Origin of the sequence: Pantoea sp. XY16, from assembly GCF_025153065.1 — a bacterium.
Taxonomy (GTDB): Bacteria; Pseudomonadota; Gammaproteobacteria; order Enterobacterales; family Enterobacteriaceae; genus Pantoea; species Pantoea alfalfae.
Map to the genome: position 1 here is coordinate 39480 of NZ_JANZNP010000017.1, position 21250 is coordinate 60729.

The following is a 21250-nucleotide window of genomic DNA, read 5'->3' on the forward strand; positions in this document are numbered from 1 at the left end:
AAAATTTTTCCTCAGGAAAAAGCCCGGAGTGTTCCCCGGACTTTAAATTAAAAAATTAGTTGTAAACCATATTGAAGGTAGCAGTCGCGTCACCATTACCTGCCGTAATGGTATCAGCCACACCCACATATACCGCGTTGAAACTCAGGGTGTTCGAACCATCAACCAAAGTCTGCGCGGTAGTGGTAGTAGCAGGCGTGTTCAGCGTCACAACCTTGCTAGCCTGATCATACATGCGGATACCCACACCTGAAGCAGCATCAGTACCTTCACCCGCCTGCAGAGCATTGGTATAACCACTTGCTGCTGTACCGGTGAAATAGGTCGCTGCAGTGGTGCTTACCGTGGTATCACAGTTTTCCAGCTGGATAGTGAACGGAATGCGGGTAGATGCTTCAGTGTCTTTCTTCAGATCGGCGACACGCACCTGCCCCATCTGTACAGTTTGTTTAGTGGAGCTAGAATCGACTGCACAGGCAGCGTTGACAACATCACCTTCAAACTTGATTGTACCGCCATTAACTGTAGTCGTCGCAGCCTGTGCCATAGAAGCAGACAGAGCCAGACCGAGACCCATAGCAGTTACAACAGCTTTTAAATTGAAGTTCATTTACATCATCCTTAAATTAAATTGACCGCACATGTTATATAAATGTTTACTCAATCCATCCTGTTAACGGTTCAAGGAAAACATTTATCTTTAATTAAAACACCCCAGAAACGTTACCAGCACGTTCTGACGGCGCTATTTATACAACCAAATAAAAAAAAGAAAAGCAGAGGACATATAAGAAAAATCCAAATCGGGATAAGCAGGCATGCCTGCCATCAGTATCAAATGACAGCAAAACAAAAAAAGAATTGGTAATTCATTTGGGTAATGAGAAAAGACGCGCCTTCTCACTCCTGAAATTTTTAAGAATTTTCGCTCAGAAGAAAGTGATTGTTACTTTACTGCATGAAAAAAAAGAACATTTAATGAGCTATTAAAAAGCCGATCAATACTCCTTAATCTACTTTCACCCTTTCTGGCATTCAGTATTTATTTGGAACATTAACCTGAAGATTTAAATAAAAAATGACGAACGCAGTCAAACCGCAATGAAAGTGAAAAATTCAGTCAATCAGATGTTAAAGATTATCGTAAATGAATGATCCCACACTTCGGGAGCTTTGATAAAAGCATCACCAGACGAGAATTAAGGAATAGAGGAGAAAGCAGGAGTATGATGCGCTATGGGGATAATAGCTCAGCCTTTGGGTATAACCAGTCATTAGCTGGTCTTGTTATTACCCTGGCTGAGCAAAAATCTGATTGAAAAAATTAAATAGTTAATGATAAAAATAGTTTATTATTTTATAAAAATCTATTTTATTTTTGCAGTTCCACTTTGACATTATCTTTCGCTTAAGATAGCTGATATTTTTGTTATTGCACTGAAAATAAAGGGCGATTTTTTTACTGGGTACGCCGTTGTAAAGCATATAGCAGTAACGTCTCTCTTTAGCGGTAAGAAAGAAGGTGCGCATTTTATCGCCTTCTTTAGCCGAATCCTTTAGCAAAATGGCGTCATTAATTAATGCATAATAGGAAAGTAAGCTCATTTTGCTGGAAACAAGCTTTATCGTTTCCATGCCAGAAAAAATATTTAATGCCTCATACATGTCATCGGGAACTATGGCGACGCTCTTTTTTCTACTGCGCTTATAATTTGCATCGATCCTCATCAATTCAATCAGCGTCACACGTTTTATCGTAATAGTAATGGTTCTGCCAATCAGCATACTATCCGCCAGCGCCTGCGCCCCGAACAAAAGCATCTCGTCGTCAGTAAGAATGAACCAGTCGTAATTCATTATGATTATTCCTGTTAAATAAATATTGCCATAAATAGCGGGTGGGGTGAATCTTTATCTGGCAAATGATAAGGAGGTAAACAGACAGGATTTAATCTTAACGTGCTTTAACATTTAAAACATGACACCCAAAATGAAAGTTCTTATTATTTTAACTATATAAAAAAACGCATCACTCGCATGCCTTTATCTTTAATGAACAATAACAATAGGTTACTGAGATAACTTGATGCGATTTTTTATATTCCGCTGATTCGAGAAACAATTTTTTAAAATCAGTTATTAAATTACCATTTAAACGATTCTATTAACCGGGCCAGTTTTCCCTTTAAAATGCCTGAAACGCTGTTAATAAGTTCTTTTTTTAGGCTTAACTGTTTGTTATTAACTCCTTTTAGTTACGATGCCACGCGATATCGTATGGTCGTTACAGACATAAAAAAGCTGCACCCTAATCAGCCTGAAACAGACCTTTGAGGTGCAGCTTTATTCTGTGCTAAGGGCAGAATATTACTTACTTGCTGCCTGGACGCAGTGCCGGGAACAGAATCACATCGCGGATAGTGTGGCTGTTGGTAAACAGCATCACCATGCGGTCAATACCGATGCCCAGACCGGCAGTTGGCGGCAGACCATGTTCCAGCGCGGTGACATAGTCTTCGTCATAGAACATCGCTTCGTCATCACCCGCATCTTTGGCATTTACCTGCTGCAGGAAACGCTCAGCCTGATCTTCCGCATCGTTCAGCTCGGAGAAACCGTTACCGATTTCACGACCGCCAATGAAGAACTCAAAGCGATCGGTGATTTCCGGGTTCTCGTCATTGCGACGGGCCAGCGGCGAGACTTCAGCCGGATATTCGGTAATAAAGGTCGGCTGAATCAGATGCGCTTCTGCCGTCTCTTCAAAGATCTCGGTCACGACGCGGCCCAGACCCCAGCTCTTCTCCACTTTAATATGCAGGGATTGTGCAATCGCCACGGCTTTATCGAAGTCTTCCAGATCGGCCAGATCCGTTTCCGGACGGTATTTCTTGATCGCTTCACGCATGGTCAGTTTTTCAAACGGCTTGCCGAAATCAAACTCCTGCTCGCCGTAAGGCACTACGGTGCTGCCCAGCACGTCCTGCGCCAGCGTACGGAACAGGCTTTCGGTCAGCTCGATCAGATCTTTGTAATCCGCATAGGCCATATAGAGTTCCATCATGGTGAACTCAGGGTTATGACGTGGCGAAATACCTTCGTTACGGAAGTTACGGTTGATCTCGAACACGCGATCGAAGCCACCCACCACCAGACGCTTCAGATAAAGCTCTGGCGCAATACGCAGATACATGTCGATATCCAGCGCATTGTGATGAGTGATAAACGGACGCGCAGAAGCGCCGCCCGGGATCACCTGCATCATCGGGGTTTCCACTTCCATAAAGTCGCGGCCCACCATGAACTGGCGAATACCGGCCATGATCTGCGAACGAATTCTGAAGGTGTTACGCGACTCCTCGTTGGCGATGAGATCAAGGTAACGTTGACGGTAGCGCGTTTCCTGATCGGCCAGGCCGTGGAACTTGTCCGGCAGCGGACGCAGTGCTTTGGTCAGCAGGCGCAGTTCAGAACAGTGAATCGACAGTTCGCCGGTTTTGGTCTTGAACAGTTTGCCGCGCGCGCCCAGGATATCGCCGAGATCCCACTTTTTGAACTGCTCGTTGTAGATGCCTTCAGCCAGATCGTCACGCGAGACGTAAAGCTGAATCCGGCCACCCACATCCTGCAGGGTCACGAAAGAGGCTTTACCCATGATACGACGGGTCATCATGCGTCCGGCGACGCTGACTTCGATGCCGAGATCTTCAAGCTCTTCGTTGCTCTTCTCGCCATAGCTCTCATGCAGCTGGTTTGAGAGGCTGTCACGACGAAAATCGTTAGGAAACGCCACGCCATTTGCACGCAGCACGCTCAGCTTTTCGCGACGCGCTTTCAGTTCGTTATTTAACTCAACGGCGGCATCAGCGCTCTGCGGTTGTTGTTCAGACATGTCGGTTCCTTATAACCCTGCTTTTAAACTAGCTTCAATGAATCGATCCAGGTCGCCGTCCAGCACCGCCTGGGTGTTACGCGTCTCTACGCCGGTGCGCAGATCTTTGATGCGTGCATCATCGAGAACGTAAGAACGGATCTGACTTCCCCAGCCGATGTCGGACTTGTTGTCCTCCAGCGCCTGTTTCTCAGCATTTTTCTTCTGCATCTCAAGCTCGTACAGCTTCGCTTTCATCTGCTTCATCGCCTGATCTTTGTTCTTGTGCTGAGAACGGTCATTCTGACACTGGGTGACGGTACCGGTTGGAATATGGGTAATACGTACCGCAGATTCCGTCCGGTTAACGTGCTGGCCGCCCGCCCCTGACGCACGATAGACGTCAATGCGCAGATCGGCCGGGTTGATGTCGATATCAATATCGTCATCGACTTCCGGGTAGATAAAGGCGGAGCTGAATGAGGTGTGACGACGACCGCCGGAGTCAAACGGGCTCTTACGCACCAGGCGATGCACGCCCGTTTCGGTGCGCAACCAGCCAAAGGCGTAGTCGCCTGACACGCGAATGGTCACAGATTTAATGCCTGCAACTTCACCTTCAGACTCTTCGATAATTTCGGTTTTGAAGCCTTTGGCTTCAGCCCAACGCAGATACATACGCATCAGCATGCTGGCCCAGTCCTGCGCTTCGGTGCCGCCGGAACCCGCCTGCAGATCGATGTAGCAGTCGGCGCTGTCATACTCGCCAGAGAACATGCGGCGGAATTCCAGTTCGCCCAGCTTGCCCTCAAGGACATCCAGCTCGGCAACCGCTTCGTCGAAAGTCTCTTCGTCTTCCGCTTCTACCGCCAGTTCAAGCAGACCCTGCACATCTTCCAGGCCCTGCGACATCTGATCCAGCGTCTGCACGATCGCTTCCAGCGAGGCGCGCTCTTTGCCCAGCGCCTGAGCACGCTCAGGTTCGTTCCAGACATCGGGCTGTTCCAGCTCGGCGTTTACTTCTTCGAGGCGTTCTTTCTTGGCATCGTAGTCAAAGATACCCCCGAAGAACGTCGCTGCGCTCACTGAGGTCCTGAATACGGTTTTTGACCGGGTTGATTTCAAACATGGCTTTAGCGTCTTTCTTATGTTCGATGGGACAGGAAAATTAACGCACAAGTTTACCCGAAACTGGCGGCAGATTGTAGCGCTGAGACAGCGGGCGGATGCCGGGGTTGCGTGATGTGTCGCATTTACGTGGCATCCCCGCGCGCGGCAGGTTAACGCCGGGGATAATCAGGCTGTCGCGCCTCTGCCGTGGCCGGAGACGCGCGTGACCTGTTTAACTCAGTTCAGCGGCCAGATATGGTCAATGATCAGCTGCACTGAGCGGTTACCGCGATACTCATTAATATCCAGCTTATACGCCAGTTCGACCTGACGAATACTGCTGTCGGGCCACAGCGTAGTATCGACATTAAAGGCGATACCATCGATCAGCGGCCCACCATCCAGCGGCTCAACCATCACTTTCAGATGTCGCTCGCCCACCAGACGCTGTTGCAGCAGCTTAAATTTGCCGTCAAACGCGGGTTCCGGGAACGCCTGGCCCCAGGGACCGGCTTCGCGCAGCATCTCTGCGGTCTGCAGCGAAAACTCCTGCGGCTGTAACGCGCCATCAGACCAGATGATGCCCTGCAGGGCTTCGCCATCCAGCCACTCTCCGACCAGGTCGGCAAAGCGCTGACGAAACTCCTCGTAGCGTGCGGTTTCCAGTGATAAACCGGCCGCCATGGCGTGACCACCGAACTTCAGCATCAGGCCGGGATTCAGCGTGTCCAGGCGCTCCAGCGCATCGCGCAGATGCAGACCGGCAATCGAGCGGCCCGAGCCTTTCAGCGTGCCGTCGCCCGCGGGCGCAAAGGCAATGACCGGACGATGGAAACGCTCTTTCAGACGAGAGGCGAGAATGCCCACCACGCCCTGATGCCATTCGGGATGATAGAAGGCCAGTCCCAGCGGCAGATCGCTCTGTTCACGCTCCAGCGCCTGACACAGCGCCAGCGCTTCACTCTGCATGCCCTGCTCTATCTCTTTGCGCGTCTGGTTCAGCGCATCCAGTTCACTGGCCAGCATGCGCGCCTGGCTAAGATCGTCGGTCATTAACAGCGCCACGCCCACCGACATATCGTCGAGGCGTCCTGCGGCGTTGAGCCGTGGCCCCAGCGCAAAGCCAAGATCGCTGGCAGCCAGTTGACGGGCATCGCGATTCGCAATTTCCAGCAGCGCCCGGATGCCTGGCCGACATTTTCCGGCCCGGATGCGGCTGAGCCCCTGCCACACCAGAATGCGGTTATTAACGTCGAGCGGCACCACATCAGCAACCGTGCCGAGCGCGACCAGATCCAGCATCTCTGCCAGATTCGGTTCAGTGCGGGTAGCGCCGAACCAGCCCTGGGTACGCAGATGGGCGCGCAACGCCAGCATCAGATAGAACGCAACGCCCACGCCCGCCAGCGCGCGCGAGGGAAAGTTGCAGTCCGGCAGATTGGGATTCACGATCGCCTCAGCGGCCGGTAACGTTTCGCCCGGCAGGTGGTGATCGGTAATCAGCACCGGAATGCCGTGCTGATGCGCGCACTCCACACCGGCATGAGAGGAGATACCGTTGTCGACCGTCAGGATCATCGCTGCACCACGCGCCCGTGCCTGCTCGACCACTTCCGGACTGAGGCCATAACCATCTTCAAAGCGGTTAGGCACCAGATACTGCACGTTGTTGCCACCCATGCTGCGCAACGCCATCACCGTCAGTGCGGTACTGGTTGCGCCATCGGCATCAAAGTCGCCTACCACCATAATGCGACGCCCATCCAGCAGCGCCTGATGCAGCAACTCCACGGCGCTCTCAATCCCGCTTAAGGACTGATAGGGCAGCAGGTTCTTCGCACCGCGCTCCAGCTCCGCGGCGTCACACACGCCGCGTTGCAGATAAAGTCTTTTCAGCAGCGGCGGCAGCGTGGCCGGTAGCGCATCGTCAACCGTCACCTCACGGCGACGGAGTTCCACTTCCTGTTTTAACACCGATTAACCACCACGCTTCTGATTGTCCAGCACCTGCTTCAGCTCCTGCGGCGACTGATAACCCGGGATCATCATGCCGGTGTCAGTCAGCATCGCGGGCGTGCCCTGAATGCCAAACAGCACGCCCAGTTTGTAGTGCTGGGCAATATCGATTTTGCAGCTGTCCGGAGCGGCCATTTTCGGCGCATTGCCTTTCATCGCCTCGTCGAACGCTTTATTGCGGTCAGCGCTGCACCAGATCGCCTTCATCGCTGGTTCGATCTGACCATTCAGTCCTTCACGCGGAAACGCCAGGTAGCGCACGGTGATGCCCAGCGCATTGTAGTCCGCCATCTGCTCGTGCAGCTTGTGACAGTAGCCACAGGTGATATCGGTGAAGACCGTGATCACGTGCTGCTCTTTTGGCGCTTTATAGACAATCATCTCCGGCACCAGCGCCTCGACTTTTTTGTCCAGCAGCTGATTGGTGACGTTGACTGGCTGTTTGCCGCTGACATCATAGAGCGGGCCCTGGATCATATGTTTGCCGTCATCGGTAACATAGAGCACGCCGCTTTCAGACAGCACGGTTTTAAACCCCGGCAGCGGTGACGGGCTGATCTCCGTCTGATTCAGACCGAGCTTTTTAAGAGATTGCTGAATGGCGCTGTCATCGGCCTGTGCCAGACCGGAAAAGGCGCTGGCTAACAGGGCCAGCATGGCAAAATGCTTGTTCATTTTTATCCTTTATGCCCGCGAATCAGGCTCGCGGATGGTGTTGTTGATGTAACTGACGCAGGCGCTCAGTGGCGACGTGCGTATAAATCTGGGTGGTGGAGAGATCGCTATGTCCCAGCAGCATCTGTACGACACGCAGATCCGCGCCGTGGTTCAGCAGATGGGTCGCAAAGGCGTGACGCATCACATGCGGCGATAACTTTTCGCTATCAATGCCCGCCAGCGTGGCGTAGTGCTTGATGCGATGCCAGAAGGTCTGGCGCGTCATCTGCTGTGCCCGGTTACTGGGAAACATCACGTCCAGCGTCTGACCATTGAGCAGCCATGGGCGACCATGTTCCATATATTGCTCCAGCCAGTAAACCGCTTCTTCACCTAACGGCACCAGCCGCTCTTTATCCCCTTTACCGATAACCCGCACAACGCCCTGTCGCAGGCTGATGTCGCTGAGCGTCAGTCCAGTCAGTTCAGAGACGCGCAGGCCGGTGGCATAGAGCACCTCCAGCATCGCCTTGTCGCGCAGCTCCAGCGGGATGTTGGTATCCGGTGCCTGCAACAGCCGCTCAACCTGGGCTTCACTGAGATCTTTCGGCAGACGCTGCGGCAGTTTTGGCGCGGACAGCAGCGCGCTGGGATCGTCCGGGCGCAGCTTTTCGCGATAAAGATACTGGAACAGACGACGCATCGCGCTGAGCAGCCGCGCTGAGCTGGTCGCCTTGTAGCCGCCCTCCAGCCGTTCGGCCAGGAACTGCTGCAGATCCAGCGGCGTCACGCTGAGCAGCGTCAGTTGGTGATGCGTCAGCCAGCCGGTCAGCGTCTGAAGATCCTGACGATAAGAGGAGAGAGTATTCTGCGCCAGATTGCGTTCAATCCAGAGCGCATCAAGAAACTGTTCTGTCAGATCGCTGTCCTGCACGTTATCTCCGCCGTCTGGTGTAAAATCATGCTCATTATGCCTGATTCAGCAGCGCTTCTGGTACAATTGCGCCAAAGTCAGTATTTACAGAGTGTTATCTGCATGAAAATCGGTCTTTTTTACGGTTCCAGTACCTGTTACACCGAAATCGTAGCGGAGAAAATTCGCGATTTTATTGGCGAAGAGTTAGTGACGCTTCATAACGTCAAAGATGACGACCCGCGCCTGATGGAGCAGTACGATTTGCTGATCATGGGCATCCCGACCTGGGATTTCGGTGAGTTGCAGGAGGACTGGGAGGCGATCTGGCCGCAGTTGCCCTCACTGAATCTGCAAAACAAGATTGTCGCGCTATATGGCATGGGCGATCAGATTGGCTATGGCGAGTGGTTTTTAGATGCGCTCGGCATGCTGCACGATTTGCTGCAGCCAATGGGCGTGCATTTTGTCGGCTACTGGCCGCTTGAGGGCTATGAGTTCACCAGCCCGAAACCGCTGAGTGCCGATGGCGCGCAGTTTGTGGGTCTGGCGCTGGATGATGTGAATCAGTTCGAGGTCACCGACGAGCGCGTTGAGCAGTGGTGCGAGCAGGTGCTGACCGAAACCGCTGCACGACTCTGACCGGTCAGGCGCGCTGGTTTGCTGTTGTCGAACCCAGGCGCCAGCAGACGATGATTGCCTGGCCTGCTGCCGTTAATGCCGCGCTTTGCTGAAACAGCAGGCGCGCAACGCCCGCCATTCGCCAGGCTGCATATTGTCCCGCATCAGCCACCAGCGCAGCGTGGCACCCTGTTCGCTCTTTGCCACCAGCAGCACGCCAATCGGCAACCAGCGCAGCGGCTGGGTGGGCCGCCAGCGTTTTCCCTGCCAGATCCAGCAATGAACGCTTTCCCGCTGTAACGTACCGTGCCGCTGAATTAATCGCCGAACGCTGCGCCAGCCCTCAGCCAGCATCAGCAGAATAACCGGCGTTTTAATCAGCCAGCCGCTCACAGGCAGCGTCATCAGCATTACACCAGGAACGGCAGCCACCAGCCAGGCGCACAGACATCCGCACGCCAGGCGAGAGGGTCGCAGCTTACATTGCCACCGGGCCGCGGTCATGGTTACGCTGCTGGATCAGTTTTACCATCCGCTTAAGCTCAGGATCGGCTGGCTCACCGTGGTTCATCAGCCAGTTAAACAGATCGGGATCGTCACTCTTCAACAGGGCAACAAAAACCTGCTTATCGGTGTCGTTCAGCGTGTCATACTCAAATTTGAAGAACGGCATAATCGCCACATCCAGCTCCAGCATGCCGCGACGGCAGGCCCACTGAATACGTGATTTATCATTAATATCCATGCATCAATTTCCATAATTCTCAACGTGGCCGCTAGTGTAACCTGGTTTACTGCGGCTCGCAGGTACAGCGTCGCAGGCTGTGCAACCTGCCACATTTCAGGCTGGATTTTTTCAGGGTTATCACGCCTTTTGTGCGCCGTTTTCCGTAAACAGGTTGCATTGCCAGTCGGCTCTTTTAACATTGAAGATATTATTCCGGATGAACCTTCTTATACAGGATATCTCCATGCCCACATTTACTTTACCGCCGCGCCAGCCTGCCGCGTCGTCTCGTCTGCCGTTAACCCTGATGTCACTGGATAGCTGGGCGCTGGTCTCCGTTACCGGGGCCGACAGCACCGCTTACCTGCAGGGTCAGTTAACGCTGGATGTCGCGGCGCTGGATGCCGACCATCATTCGCCCGCCGCACACTGCGATGCCAAAGGCAAAATGTGGAGCAATATGCGCCTGTTCCATCGCGGCGAAGGCTATGCCTATTTGATCCGCCGTGAACTGCGCGACACCCAGTTGACTGAGTTAAAGAAATACGCCGTGTTTTCGAAAGTGACGATGGCGGCTGACGATGAGTCCGTTCTGCTGGGCGTTGCCGGTTTTCAGGCGCGCGCCGCGCTGGCGAATCTGTTTGATAGCCTGCCCGACAGCGAGAAACCGGTGGTACAGCAGGGCGAAACGACGCTGCTATGGTTTGCCCATCCGGCCGAGCGTTTTCTGATTGTCACTTCGCTGTCTCAGGCAGAAGCGCTGAAGCAGAAGCTCAACGATGATGCACAGTTCAATGACAGTCAGCAGTGGCTGGCGCTGGAGATTGAAGCGGGCATTCCGGTGATCGATCCGGCCACCAGCGTGCAGTTTATTCCCCAGGCCACTAACCTGCAGGCGCTGGATGCCATCAGCTTTAAAAAGGGCTGCTATGCCGGTCAGGAGATGGTCGCGAGGGCGAAATATCGCGGTGCCAATAAACGCGCGCTTTACTGGCTGGCGGGTCAGGCCAGTCATCTGCCGGAAGCCAATGCCCCGCTGGAGTTGCAGATGGGTGATCGCTGGCGTCGGACCGGCAGCGTGCTGGCTGCAGTGCAGTTAGATGACGGCATCAGCTGGATTCAGGTGGTGCTGAATAACGATCTGGAGCCGGATAGCGTGCTGCGGGTTGAAGGTGATGAAGGCGGCCATCTGACCATTCAGCCGCTGCCCTACTCACTGGATGAGAGCTGATTCCGCCAAATGGCCCTTCCGTTAAGGGAAGGGCCAGTGCTGCAATTCAGATCAGCGCACATAAAAGTAGATAGCGCAGAAGTGGCAGAGACTGCCGCCCAGCACGAACAAATGCCAGATGGCATGGTTATAGGGAATGCGGCGCGCCACGTAGAAGATCACGCCCAGCGAATAGATAATTCCGCCTGCGGCCAGCAACCAGATGCAGCCCGCAGGCAGGATCATCGCCAGCTGATAAACCACAATCAGCGACAGCCACCCCATACAAAGATAGGTCACCAGCGACAGCGCTTTGAAGCGATGCGCAATCGTGAGCTTGAACAGAATACCCGCCAGTGCCAGCCCCCAGATGACCGCCATTAATCCATACGCCAGCGGCGTTCTCAGCCCGACCAGCAGAAACGGCGTATAGGTGCCGGCAATCAGCAGATAAATAGCGCAGTGATCCAGCTTCTTCAGCCAGGGTCTGGCCGGGCCAGCCGGAATAGCGTGATAAAGCGTCGAGGCCAGAAACAGCAGGATCATGCTGCCACCATAGAGGCTGTAACTGATAAAAGTGACGGTGTCAGCCTGCCTCTCCGTTGCCTGATTGAGCATCAGCACCAGTCCGACGATGCCGAAGAGACAGCCCAGACCATGACTGATACTGTTGGCAATTTCTTCGCCGAACCACTCGTCCGCGGCGTGTCGTTGTTTATGAGAAAGTGTGGGGGTCATAAGTGTGTCCTGAACAGCGTAATTGCAGTGATAATATTCTCCAGACGGGATGATAGCGATTTCAGTGTACACCTGTACGCTAAAATTATCTGATGAATTTCGCTATCCGTTAAACCGGATGCTGAATCTGGTAAACTGACCGCCGGTCAACTGTTCTATGAGTCATTCATGTTTTCGCATCGCGATCTCGCTCGTCTTAACGATCTGGAAATGCAGGTCTATCAGTTCATCATTAAGCACCGCGAAGGCGTCAGCTACATGACGATCCGCGAGCTGGCTGCGCAGGCTGGTGTCTCTACTACTACCGTGCTACGTTTCTGCCGCAAGATGGATTGCGAAGGCTGGTCGGAATTCCGCATCCGCCTGCGCTTAAGCGAACAACAGAGCGCGCCGCTGCTGAACACGGCCGGCGTCAGCGAAATGCTGAGCTTTTTTAAGAGTATAAATAACCCGGAGTTTGAACAGCTTATTGCCCAGGCCGCGCAGAAGATTAATCAGGCGGAGCGAATTTTCTTTATTGGCGTCGGCACCTCCGGCAGCCTGGCAAAATATGGCGCGCGTTTTTTCTCAAACCTCGGTAAATTCAGTCATGCGATTGACGATCCCTATTATCCTGTCGCACCCGATCTCTATGAAAATGCTATTGCCATTATTTTATCGGTCTCAGGCGAAACCGAAGAGATCCTGCGCATTGCCAGCCAGTTTAGTATTAATAAGTGCAAAATCATTGCGATAACCAATACGGAAAGCTGCTCACTGGCGAAGATTGGTGACTTCAACCTCTGCTATCACGTGCCGATTATCCGCATGGCCGACAACACCGATATTACGACTCAGGTGCCAGTGACCTATATTATTGAAGCTATAGGCCGTCAGCTGGGGAAATAAAACAGCCTGTTTTTCAGATGTAACAAACGCCATTTTCTGCGCGCTGTTATATCGTGACTTTCATTATTTCCTTGCTACACTCAGCGCAATTTCAATATTCGCAATAGGGTGAAGCATGAGTGCAGAATTGCAGTTACCAAAAGGCTTTCTTTGGGGCGGCGCAGTGGCAGCGCATCAGGTTGAAGGCGGCTGGGATCAGGGCGGCAAAGGCGTCAGCATTGCTGACGTGCTGACCGGCGGTTCGCATGGCGTTGACCGGGTGATCACCGACGGCGTGCAGCCTGGCCATTTCTATCCGAACCACAAAGGCGTGGAGTTTTACTCCCACTACAAACAGGATGTCGCGCTGTTTGCCGAGATGGGCTTCAAATGCTTCCGCACCTCCATTGCCTGGACCCGCATCTTCCCCAACGGGGATGAGCAGCAGCCCAACGAAGCGGGCCTGCAATTCTATGACGATCTGTTTGATGAACTGCTGAAGTATGGCATTGAACCGGTCATCACCCTTTCGCACTTCGAAATGCCTTATCACCTGGTCAAAGAGTATGGCGGCTGGCATAACCGTAAAGTGGTCGACTTCTTTGTGCGCTTCAGCGAAGTGGTGATGAATCGCTATAAGAACAAAGTGAAATACTGGATGACCTTTAACGAGATCAACAACCAGCGTAACTGGCAGTATCCGCTGTTTGGTTACTGCTGTTCAGGCGTGATCTTCACCGAACACGAGAAGCCTGAGCAGGCGATGTATCAGGTGATGCATCACCAGTTTGTTGCCAGCGCCAGAGTGGTCAAACTCGGCCACGATATCAATCCAGACTTTCAGATTGGCTGCATGATTGCCATGGTCCCGGTTTATCCGTTCTCCTGCCACCCGGACGATGTCGTGCTGGCGCAGGAGTCGATGCATCAGCGCTATGTGTTCAGTGACGTGCAAATGCGCGGCTACTACCCGGCCTACACCCTGAAAGAGTGGGCGCGCAAAGGGTATGACATCCAGATGGAAGCGGACGATGCCGAGACACTGCGTCAGGGCTGCGCCGACTATGTCGGCTTCAGCTACTACATGAGCAACGCCGTGAAGACCGATGCCAGCGGCGTTGACGACCCGATTACCGGCTTTGAAGGTGTGGTGAAAAACCCGCATGTGAAAGCGTCAGACTGGGGCTGGCAGATCGACCCGGTGGGCCTGCGCTATGCCATGAACGAGATGTACGAGCGTTACCAGAAGCCGCTGTTCATTGTAGAGAACGGCTTTGGTGCTATCGATAAGCCCAATGCCGACGGGCTGATTGAAGATGATTACCGTATCGACTATCTGCGTGCGCACATCGAAGAGATGAAGAAAGCGGTGGCATATGATGGTGTGGATTTAATGGGCTATACGCCGTGGGGCTGCCTGGATTGCGTTTCGTTCACTACCGGTCAGTACGACAAGCGTTACGGCTTTATTCATGTGAATAAAAATGATGATGGCAGCGGTGATTTTTCTCGTGCGAAGAAGAAGAGCTTTGACTGGTATCAGCAGGTTATCGCCAGCAACGGCGAAAACCTCTGATTCATTACTTCGCTCAGACGAAACCCGTTAACGCCCACCGGCAGCGTCAATGATGCTGCCGGTGACGTAAGAGGCCGCGTCACTGGCCAGCCAGACGATCGCTTGCGCCACCTCTTCTGCCTCACCGCCACGTCCCATCGGGATCACGCTGGCAAGCCTGTCTACCCTGTCCGGCTCGCCGCCATCGGCATGCATCTCTGTATAGATAAATCCCGGACGTACGCTATTAACCCGAATCCCCTGCTGCGCCACTTCCAGCGACAAACCTTTCGTCAGCGTATCCATCGCCCCTTTTGAGGCGGCGTAATCAACATATTCGCCGGGCGCACCAGTACGGGATGCGGCCGATGAGACATTGACGATCGCACCGCCCTGACCGCCATGATGGGTGCCCATCCGCTTAACCGCCTCACGACAGCAGAGAAAGGTCCCGATAACATTGGTGGCAAAGACTTTATGCAGTCGCGCTGCATCCAGTTGCTCGGTGCGGCACTGCTGAAAAAGAATCCCGGCGTTGTTCACCAGCAACGCCAGCGGCACAGACTGCTGGTCGAGTTGCGCAAACATCGCCATCACCTGGGCTTCATCACTGATATCTGCCTGAACAGCAAAGGCTTCACCGCCCTGCTGCTGGATCTGCGCCACCAGCTGTTGCGCTTCGGCCTCACGCTGACGATAGTTCACCGCAACACGATAACCCTGCGCTGCCAGTAACAGCGACGTGGCCCGTCCGATACCGCGGCTGCCACCCGTAACCAGTGCCAGTTTCATACTGATTCTCCAGTAAAAAGGGCCGAAAAATCGGCCCCTGATAGTTAATACTTACCTGCGGTGAGCTTACTGATAGTCGCTCATCGGCACGCAGGAGCAGAACAGATTGCGGTCGCCAAACACATCATCCAGACGTTTTACCGTCGGCCAGTATTTGTTGTGGCTGCCCGCCGGGAAGACCGCCAGTTCACGGCTGTAAGGATGTGACCACTCACTGACGATTTCCAGCTGGGTATGCGGCGCATTGACCAGAGGGTTGTCGTCGAGCGGCCACTCACCTGCCGTGATACGGTCAATCTCCATGCGGATCGACAGCATCGCGTCGATAAAGCGATCCAGTTCGATTTTGCTCTCGGACTCGGTTGGTTCCACCATCAGCGTACCCGCTACCGGGAAGGACATGGTCGGCGCGTGGAAGCCATAATCAATCAGGCGCTTAGCGATATCCAGCTCACTGATACCGGTCTGCTCTTTCAGCGGACGGATGTCGAGAATACATTCGTGCGCCACGCGGCCGTCACGGCCCGTGTAGAGCACCGGATAGGCGGACTGCAGGCGGCTGGCGATATAGTTGGCATTCAGAATCGCGACCGAGCTGGCCTGTTTCAGCCCTTCGGCGCCCATCATACGAATGTACATCCAGCTGATCGGCAAAATAGAGGCGCTGCCAAACGGCGCTGCGGAGACCGCACCCTGCTGCGTCAGCACACCGTCGATCTGTACCACGCTGTGTCCCGGCACAAACGGGGCCAGGTGCGCTTTGACGCCAATCGGTCCCATACCCGGGCCGCCACCGCCGTGCGGTATGCAGAAGGTTTTGTGCAGGTTGAGGTGCGAAACATCCGCGCCAATATAGCCCGGCGTGGTGATGCCGACCTGCGCATTCATGTTCGCGCCATCCAGATAAACCTGGCCGCCATACTGATGCACAATCTGGCACACTTCACGGATGGTCTCTTCATAGACGCCGTGGGTGGAGGGATAAGTCACCATGATGCAGGAGAGCTTGTCGCCCGCCTGCGCCGCTTTTTCCCGCAGGTCGCCAAGGTCGATGTTGCCCTGTTTATCGCAGGCCACGACCACCACGTCCATGCCCGCCATCTGGGCGGAAGCCGGGTTAGTCCCGTGCGCTGAACTCGGGATCAGGCAGAGATGACGATCGCCCTCGCCACGGCTTTCGTGATAGCGGCGGATCGCCAGCAGCCCGGCATATTCACCCTGCGCGCCGGAGTTCGGCTGCATACAAAGTGCGTCATAGCCAGTGAGCTGCACCAGCCACTGCGACAGCTGGCCGATCATCTGCAGATAGCCGGTCGCCTGTTCCGCCGGGCAGAACGGATGCAGCTCCGCAAATTCCGGCCAGGTGATCGGGATCATTTCGGCAGCAGCGTTGAGTTTCATGGTGCAGGAGCCCAGCGGGATCATCGCCTGATTCAGCGCGAGATCCTTTTTCTCCAGGCTGTGCATGTAACGCATCATCTCGGTTTCGCTGTGATGACGGTTGAACACCGGATGGGTCAGGATTTCGCTGTGGCGTTGCAGGCCAGCCGGAATCGCGCGGCTTTCGCCGGCGACTTCGCTGTCGAGCTTTTCCAGATCCTGGCCGTGCTCATCACCCAGCAGAATAGCGAACAGCGCCAGAATATCGTCGCGGCAGGTGGTTTCATCCAGCGTGATGCCGACGGCGTTATGGATGTCGCTGCGCAGGTTAACGCCAAAGCTCAGGGCGCGATTCAGCACGGCGGCTTTATCCGCCACTTCCACCGTCAGCGTGTCGAACCAGTGCTGATGGCGCAGCTTCAGGCCACCCTGTTGCAGTCCCGCCGCCAGAATGTTGGTGAAGCGATGAATGCGTGAGGCAATGCGTTTCAGGCCCGCCGGGCCGTGGAATACCGCATAGAGACCGGCGATGTTTGCCAGCAGCACCTGCGACGTACAGATGTTGGAGTTGGCCTTTTCACGGCGGATATGTTGTTCACGGGTCTGCATCGCCATACGCAGCGCCGTGTTGCCCGCCGCATCACGTGACACACCAATGATGCGACCTGGCATAGAGCGTTTATGTTCGTCGCGGCTGGCGAAAAAGGCCGCGTGAGGGCCACCGTAGCCCATTGGCACGCCGAAGCGCTGAGCTGAACCAAAGACAATGTCTGCACCCTGTTTGCCTGGCGCTTCCAGTAATACCAGCGCCATAAAGTCCGCCGCCACGCTGACCACCACTTTGCGGGCTTTCAGTCCGGCAATCAGCGCGCTGTAATCGTGCGCGTCGCCGGTGGTGCCCACCTGTTGCAGCAGCACACCAAACAGGTCGTCGTGATCGGGCGCTTTGTCGGCGCTGTCGATAATCAGTTCGAAGCCAAATGTCTCTGCACGGGTGCGGACCACATCCAGCGTCTGCGGATGAATATCGTCGGCAATAAAGAATTTATTGGCGTTTTTGAGCTTACTGACGCGCTTTGCCATCGCCATCGCTTCGGCAGCAGCAGTGGCTTCATCCAGCAGTGACGCGGAGGCAATATCCATGCCGGTGAGGTCCAGCGTCAGCTGCTGGAAGTTCAGCAGCGCTTCCAGACGGCCCTGCGAGACCTCGGGCTGATATGGGGTATAGGCGGTGTACCAGCCCGGGTTCTCCAGCATATTTCGCAGGATGACCGGCGGGGTGATGACCGCGCTGTATCCCATACCGATCCAGGATTTGTAACGCAGATTCTGGCTGGCAATCGCTTTCAGTTCGGCCAGCGCCTGCTGTTCAGTGGCGGCTTCGCCAACCGCGGGCGGGCCTGGCAGCTGAATGTCTGCCGGCACAATCGTGCTGATTAACGCGTCCAGCGAACGGGCACCAATCGCGTCAAGCATCTGCGCCTGCTGCTCAGGTGAAGGACCGATATGGCGCTCAATGAATGCACCGTTGTGTTCAAGCTGGCTGAGAGTCTGAGTCATTAGCAGTAAATCCTGAATCGGGCTGGGGGAACCGGAGAGCAAACATAAATCTGCGGCCTCTGTGTGAGGCCGCCTGACGACTACTCGTCGATGGAGGCTTTGTAAGCATCCGCATCCAGCAGCGTGTCGATTTCAGACGCGTCGCTGGCTTTGATTTTGAATAACCAGCCGCCTTCATAAGGCTCGCTGTTGACCTGCTCCGGTGAGTCAGTCAGTGCTTCGTTGACCGCCACAATCTCACCGCTGATCGGCGCATAGATATCTGAAGCCGCTTTAACGGATTCTGCGACCGCGCACTCTTCACCAGCGGCAAACGTCGCGCCCACTTCCGGCAGATCGACAAACACCATGTCGCCCAGTAACTCCTGCGCATGTTCCGTAATTCCCACGGTGTAACTGCCATCGGCTTCTTTGCGCACCCATTCGTGGCTGTCGCGGTACTTCAACGTATTCGGCACATTGCTCATTGGCCATTTCTCCTGAATAAAATTTACTGGGCGACCGGCTTACCGGCGCGGACAAAAACGGGACGGGTAACCTGAACCGGCATCTGACGGTTACGGATCTCAACGATGGCAGTGCTGCCGATAGAGGCCGGAACACGCGCAAGGGCGATGCTGCAACCCAGCGTTGGTGAGAAAGAACCACTGGTAATGATCCCTTCCTGCAACTGCCCCTGGTCATCGGTGAAACGCACCGGCAGGCCGTTACGCAGCACCCCTTTTTCTGTGAGGATGAGTCCCACCAGCTTTTCGGTGCCGCGTTCACGCTGCAGTTCCAGCGCTTCCCGGCCGATAAAATCGCGGTCAGCGGGTTCCCAGCAGATGGTCCATCCCATGTTGGCGGCCAGCGGTGAAACGCCTTCATCCATCTCCTGACCATAAAGATTCATACCCGCCTCCAGACGCAGCGTGTCGCGCGCGCCAAGGCCAGCAGGTTTTACGCCTGCGGCCAGCAGACGCTGCCAGAAACCGGCCGCCTCCTCTGCAGGCATAGCAATCTCATAGCCCGCTTCGCCGGTATAACCGGTCGTGGCGATAAACAGGTCACCTGACTGCACGCCGAAAAACGGCTTCATGCCAGCGACAGCCTGACGCTGTTCTTCGCTGAACAGCGTCTGAGCTTTCTGCTGCGCCTGCGGCCCCTGCACGGCAATCAGCGCCAGGTCATCACGTTCGGTAAGCGTAATGCCATAGCCCTCTGCGTGTTGGATGATCCAGGCGAGGTCCTTCTCACGGGTGGCAGAGTTCACCACCAGTCTGAAGAACGTTTCGCTCATAAAGTAAACAATCAAATCATCAATGACGCCACCCGATGCATTCAGCATGCCGGTGTAGAGCGCTTTACCCGGCTGCGTCAGTTTTGCCACATCATTTGCCAGCAGGTAGCGCAGGAATTCGCGGGTCCGCTGACCTGTCAGGTCAACAATGGTCATGTGAGAGACATCAAACATACCGGCATCGCTGCGCACCAGATGATGTTCATCCATCTGGGAGCCATAGTGCAGCGGCATCATCCAGCCATGAAAATCCACCATGCGGGCACCGCAGGCCTGATGCTGTTCAAACAGAGGTGTTTGCTGAGTCATAACCATCCTGTGCAGAAGCGGTTGAGTGCAAAAGTGCGCCGGAATTCAGTGCCGACGCAAACGTTCTCTTACGGCTGACGTTACCACCGAATCTGACGATTAACCATAAGCAAACCGGGGTCGAAAGCAGATGCACAGCCTAACCAGGAACGACCACCAACAGGATAAAAAACTGCAATTTTGTGATTAATCGCGCAATAAATGCAGTTATTATAAATATACGCAGCAAATTTATGCGAGATGGCATTCAGGATGTTAAAAAAATCCCGCAGCTCGCCAGGAGATGAATGAGAAAAAGTAATGCGAATTCAGCCGCAAAATTAGAATAAATCAAACGAAGATCCCTGATGGTGCAGCGTTGCCTTTTGGTGGTGCAGAGGGGTTCAGATATAAAAAAAGCCAGCAGATGCTGGCTTATCAGGAGGCGTGGATTTAGCGTAGCCAGGCGGGCAAATCATTCAGGCCCATCGCCTGCTTAAGCATCATCGGTTTTACCCCTGGCAGGCGATCCGCCAGCTTCAGACCCACGTCGCGCAGCAGTTTCTTCGCCGGATTATTACCAGCGAACATCTCACGGAAGCCCTGCATTCCCGCCAGCATCATGGCGGCGCTGTGCTTACGGCTGCGCTCATAGCGACGCAGATAGAGGTGCTGACCAATATCTTTGCCCTGCTGATGCAGGCGGCGAATCTCACCGATCAGCTCGGCGGCATCCATAAACCCAAGGTTAACGCCCTGACCCGCCAGCGGATGAATGGTGTGAGCCGCATCGCCCACCAGCGCCAGACGGTGTGCCGCGAAGTTGCGGGCATAGCGCGCCACCAGCGGAAACGATTTGCGCTCGCTTTCCAGCTGGCACAGGCCGAGCCGCATATCAAACGCCACCGAGAGCTGCTGATTGAACAGCGCTTCCGGCATGGTTTCCAGACGGCTCGCTTCCTGCGGCGAGAGCGACCAGACGATGGAACTGAGATGGGGATCCTGCATCGGCAGGAAAGCCAGAATGCCGTCGCCGTGGAACACCTGGCGCGCTACTGCGTCGTGCGGCTTCTCAGTGCGGACGTTAGCCACTAACGCATGGTGATCGTAATCCCAGAAGGTCAGCGGAATATCGGCTTTATTACGCAGCCAGGAATTGGCACCGTCGGCGGCAATCATTAATCGCGCGCTTAACATGCTGCCATCCTGCAGGGTAATAAAGGCTTCGTTGTCGCCAAATGCCACCTGCTGTAACTGCGAGGGTGCCATCAGCGTTACGTCACTGCAGGCACTGGCGCGTTGCCAGAGCGCGTTATGGATCACCGGGTTTTCGATGATATGGCCCAGATGCGACAGGCCCTGATGCTCATCATCAAAGGCGATGGCACCGAAACTATCCTTATCCCACACTTCCATGCCGTGATAAGCGCTGGAACGCAGCGAGAGAATGGTCGACCAGACATCCAGCTTCTGCAACAGCCGTTCACTGGCGGCGTTGATCGCCGACACGCGAATGGACGGTGGCGCACTCATCGCCAGCGGTGGCTCCGGTGATTTTTCCAGGACGGCGATGCGCAGTCCGCTGCCCTGCAAGCCGCAGGCCACCGCCAGTCCCACCATACCGCCACCGGCAATCACCACATCAAAAGTTTGCATCTGAGCCTCT

At 54.5% G+C, this 21250-nt stretch carries 19 protein-coding genes; 4 read left to right on the forward strand and 15 right to left on the reverse strand.

Annotated features, from left to right (window positions below):
- Positions 1-55 precede the first annotated feature (55 nt).
- From N1689_RS20355 to xerD, 7 genes are all read right to left on the reverse strand, one after another.
- Positions 56-610: a fimbrial protein gene (locus tag N1689_RS20355; protein ID WP_161732574.1), complete on the reverse strand. Its 555-nt coding sequence runs from the start codon at positions 608-610 to the stop codon at positions 56-58.
- Positions 611-1332: 722 nt separating this feature from the next.
- Positions 1333-1857 (reverse strand): LuxR C-terminal-related transcriptional regulator, encoded by a 525-nt coding sequence (locus N1689_RS20360; RefSeq protein WP_161732576.1) that lies wholly within the window; start codon positions 1855-1857, stop codon positions 1333-1335.
- A 514-nt stretch (positions 1858-2371) separates the two neighbouring features.
- A complete protein-coding gene (gene lysS / locus N1689_RS20365; protein ID WP_010248682.1) occupies positions 2372-3892 on the reverse strand; it encodes a lysine--tRNA ligase in 1521 nt (506 codons plus the stop codon).
- Positions 3893-3901: 9 nt separating this feature from the next.
- Positions 3902-5000, reverse strand: a protein-coding gene (prfB, locus tag N1689_RS20370; RefSeq protein WP_161732580.1) for a peptide chain release factor 2 whose coding sequence is annotated in 2 segments (ribosomal slippage) — positions 3902-4924 and positions 4926-5000 — 1098 coding nt in all. Because the reading frame shifts where the segments join, the coding sequence is not laid out codon by codon here.
- A 218-nt stretch (positions 5001-5218) separates the two neighbouring features.
- Complete coding sequence (gene recJ, locus N1689_RS20375) at positions 5219-6955, reverse strand: single-stranded-DNA-specific exonuclease RecJ (RefSeq protein WP_222925020.1); 1737 nt, start codon at positions 6953-6955, stop codon at positions 5219-5221.
- Positions 6956-6958: 3 nt separating this feature from the next.
- A complete protein-coding gene (gene dsbC / locus N1689_RS20380) occupies positions 6959-7672 on the reverse strand; it encodes a bifunctional protein-disulfide isomerase/oxidoreductase DsbC (protein WP_013358933.1) in 714 nt (237 codons plus the stop codon).
- A gap of 22 nt (positions 7673-7694) precedes the next feature.
- The gene (gene xerD, locus N1689_RS20385) at positions 7695-8588 is read right to left on the reverse strand and encodes a site-specific tyrosine recombinase XerD (protein WP_260060046.1); all 894 of its coding nucleotides are present in this window, start codon (positions 8586-8588) and stop codon (positions 7695-7697) included.
- Between the two features lie 102 nt (positions 8589-8690).
- On the opposite strand from xerD, the gene fldB reads away from it, so the two are divergent.
- Complete coding sequence (gene fldB / locus N1689_RS20390) at positions 8691-9209, forward strand: flavodoxin FldB (RefSeq protein ID WP_260060047.1); 519 nt, start codon at positions 8691-8693, stop codon at positions 9207-9209.
- Between the two features lie 72 nt (positions 9210-9281).
- On the opposite strand, the gene N1689_RS20395 is transcribed toward fldB, so the two are convergent.
- Complete coding sequence (locus N1689_RS20395; protein WP_253419958.1) at positions 9282-9692, reverse strand: protein YgfX; 411 nt, start codon at positions 9690-9692, stop codon at positions 9282-9284.
- On the reverse strand, positions 9667-9933 hold the full coding sequence (gene sdhE / locus N1689_RS20400) for an FAD assembly factor SdhE (protein WP_013358937.1): 267 nt from the start codon (positions 9931-9933) through the stop codon (positions 9667-9669). The genes N1689_RS20395 and sdhE overlap by 26 nt, the downstream gene beginning before the upstream one ends.
- 226 nt (positions 9934-10159) lie before the next feature.
- On the opposite strand from sdhE, the gene ygfZ reads away from it, so the two are divergent.
- Entirely contained in the window at positions 10160-11146 is a 987-nt protein-coding gene (gene ygfZ, locus N1689_RS20405) for a tRNA-modifying protein YgfZ (protein WP_260060048.1), read from the forward strand.
- Positions 11147-11197: 51 nt separating this feature from the next.
- On the opposite strand, the gene N1689_RS20410 is transcribed toward ygfZ, so the two are convergent.
- Positions 11198-11863, reverse strand: a complete 666-nt coding sequence (locus tag N1689_RS20410) for a hemolysin III family protein (protein WP_253419965.1) — start codon at positions 11861-11863, stop codon at positions 11198-11200.
- Between the two features lie 168 nt (positions 11864-12031).
- Between N1689_RS20410 and N1689_RS20415 the strand changes: the two genes are divergently transcribed.
- Positions 12032-12751 carry a MurR/RpiR family transcriptional regulator gene (locus N1689_RS20415; protein ID WP_253419968.1) on the forward strand — a complete coding sequence of 240 codons (720 nt, stop codon included), beginning with the start codon at positions 12032-12034 and terminating at the stop codon, positions 12749-12751.
- 115 nt (positions 12752-12866) lie between these two features.
- Positions 12867-14306 carry a 6-phospho-beta-glucosidase gene (locus N1689_RS20420; protein WP_161732598.1) on the forward strand — a complete coding sequence of 480 codons (1440 nt, stop codon included), beginning with the start codon at positions 12867-12869 and terminating at the stop codon, positions 14304-14306.
- Positions 14307-14333: 27 nt separating this feature from the next.
- Here N1689_RS20420 and N1689_RS20425 read toward each other — a convergent pair whose 3' ends face one another.
- The 5 genes from N1689_RS20425 to ubiI form a co-directional block, all read right to left on the reverse strand.
- On the reverse strand, positions 14334-15077 hold the full coding sequence (locus N1689_RS20425; protein ID WP_161732600.1) for an SDR family oxidoreductase: 744 nt from the start codon (positions 15075-15077) through the stop codon (positions 14334-14336).
- Positions 15078-15143: 66 nt separating this feature from the next.
- On the reverse strand, positions 15144-18017 hold the full coding sequence (gcvP, locus tag N1689_RS20430) for an aminomethyl-transferring glycine dehydrogenase (RefSeq protein WP_161732602.1): 2874 nt from the start codon (positions 18015-18017) through the stop codon (positions 15144-15146).
- 80 nt (positions 18018-18097) lie between these two features.
- The gene (gcvH, locus tag N1689_RS20435) at positions 18098-18484 is read right to left on the reverse strand and encodes a glycine cleavage system protein GcvH (protein ID WP_161732604.1); all 387 of its coding nucleotides are present in this window, start codon (positions 18482-18484) and stop codon (positions 18098-18100) included.
- Between the two features lie 23 nt (positions 18485-18507).
- On the reverse strand, positions 18508-19605 hold the full coding sequence (gene gcvT / locus N1689_RS20440) for a glycine cleavage system aminomethyltransferase GcvT (protein WP_161732606.1): 1098 nt from the start codon (positions 19603-19605) through the stop codon (positions 18508-18510).
- A gap of 432 nt (positions 19606-20037) precedes the next feature.
- The gene (gene ubiI, locus N1689_RS20445; RefSeq protein WP_260060049.1) at positions 20038-21240 is read right to left on the reverse strand and encodes an FAD-dependent 2-octaprenylphenol hydroxylase; all 1203 of its coding nucleotides are present in this window, start codon (positions 21238-21240) and stop codon (positions 20038-20040) included.
- Between the last annotated feature and the right edge of the window lie 10 nt (positions 21241-21250).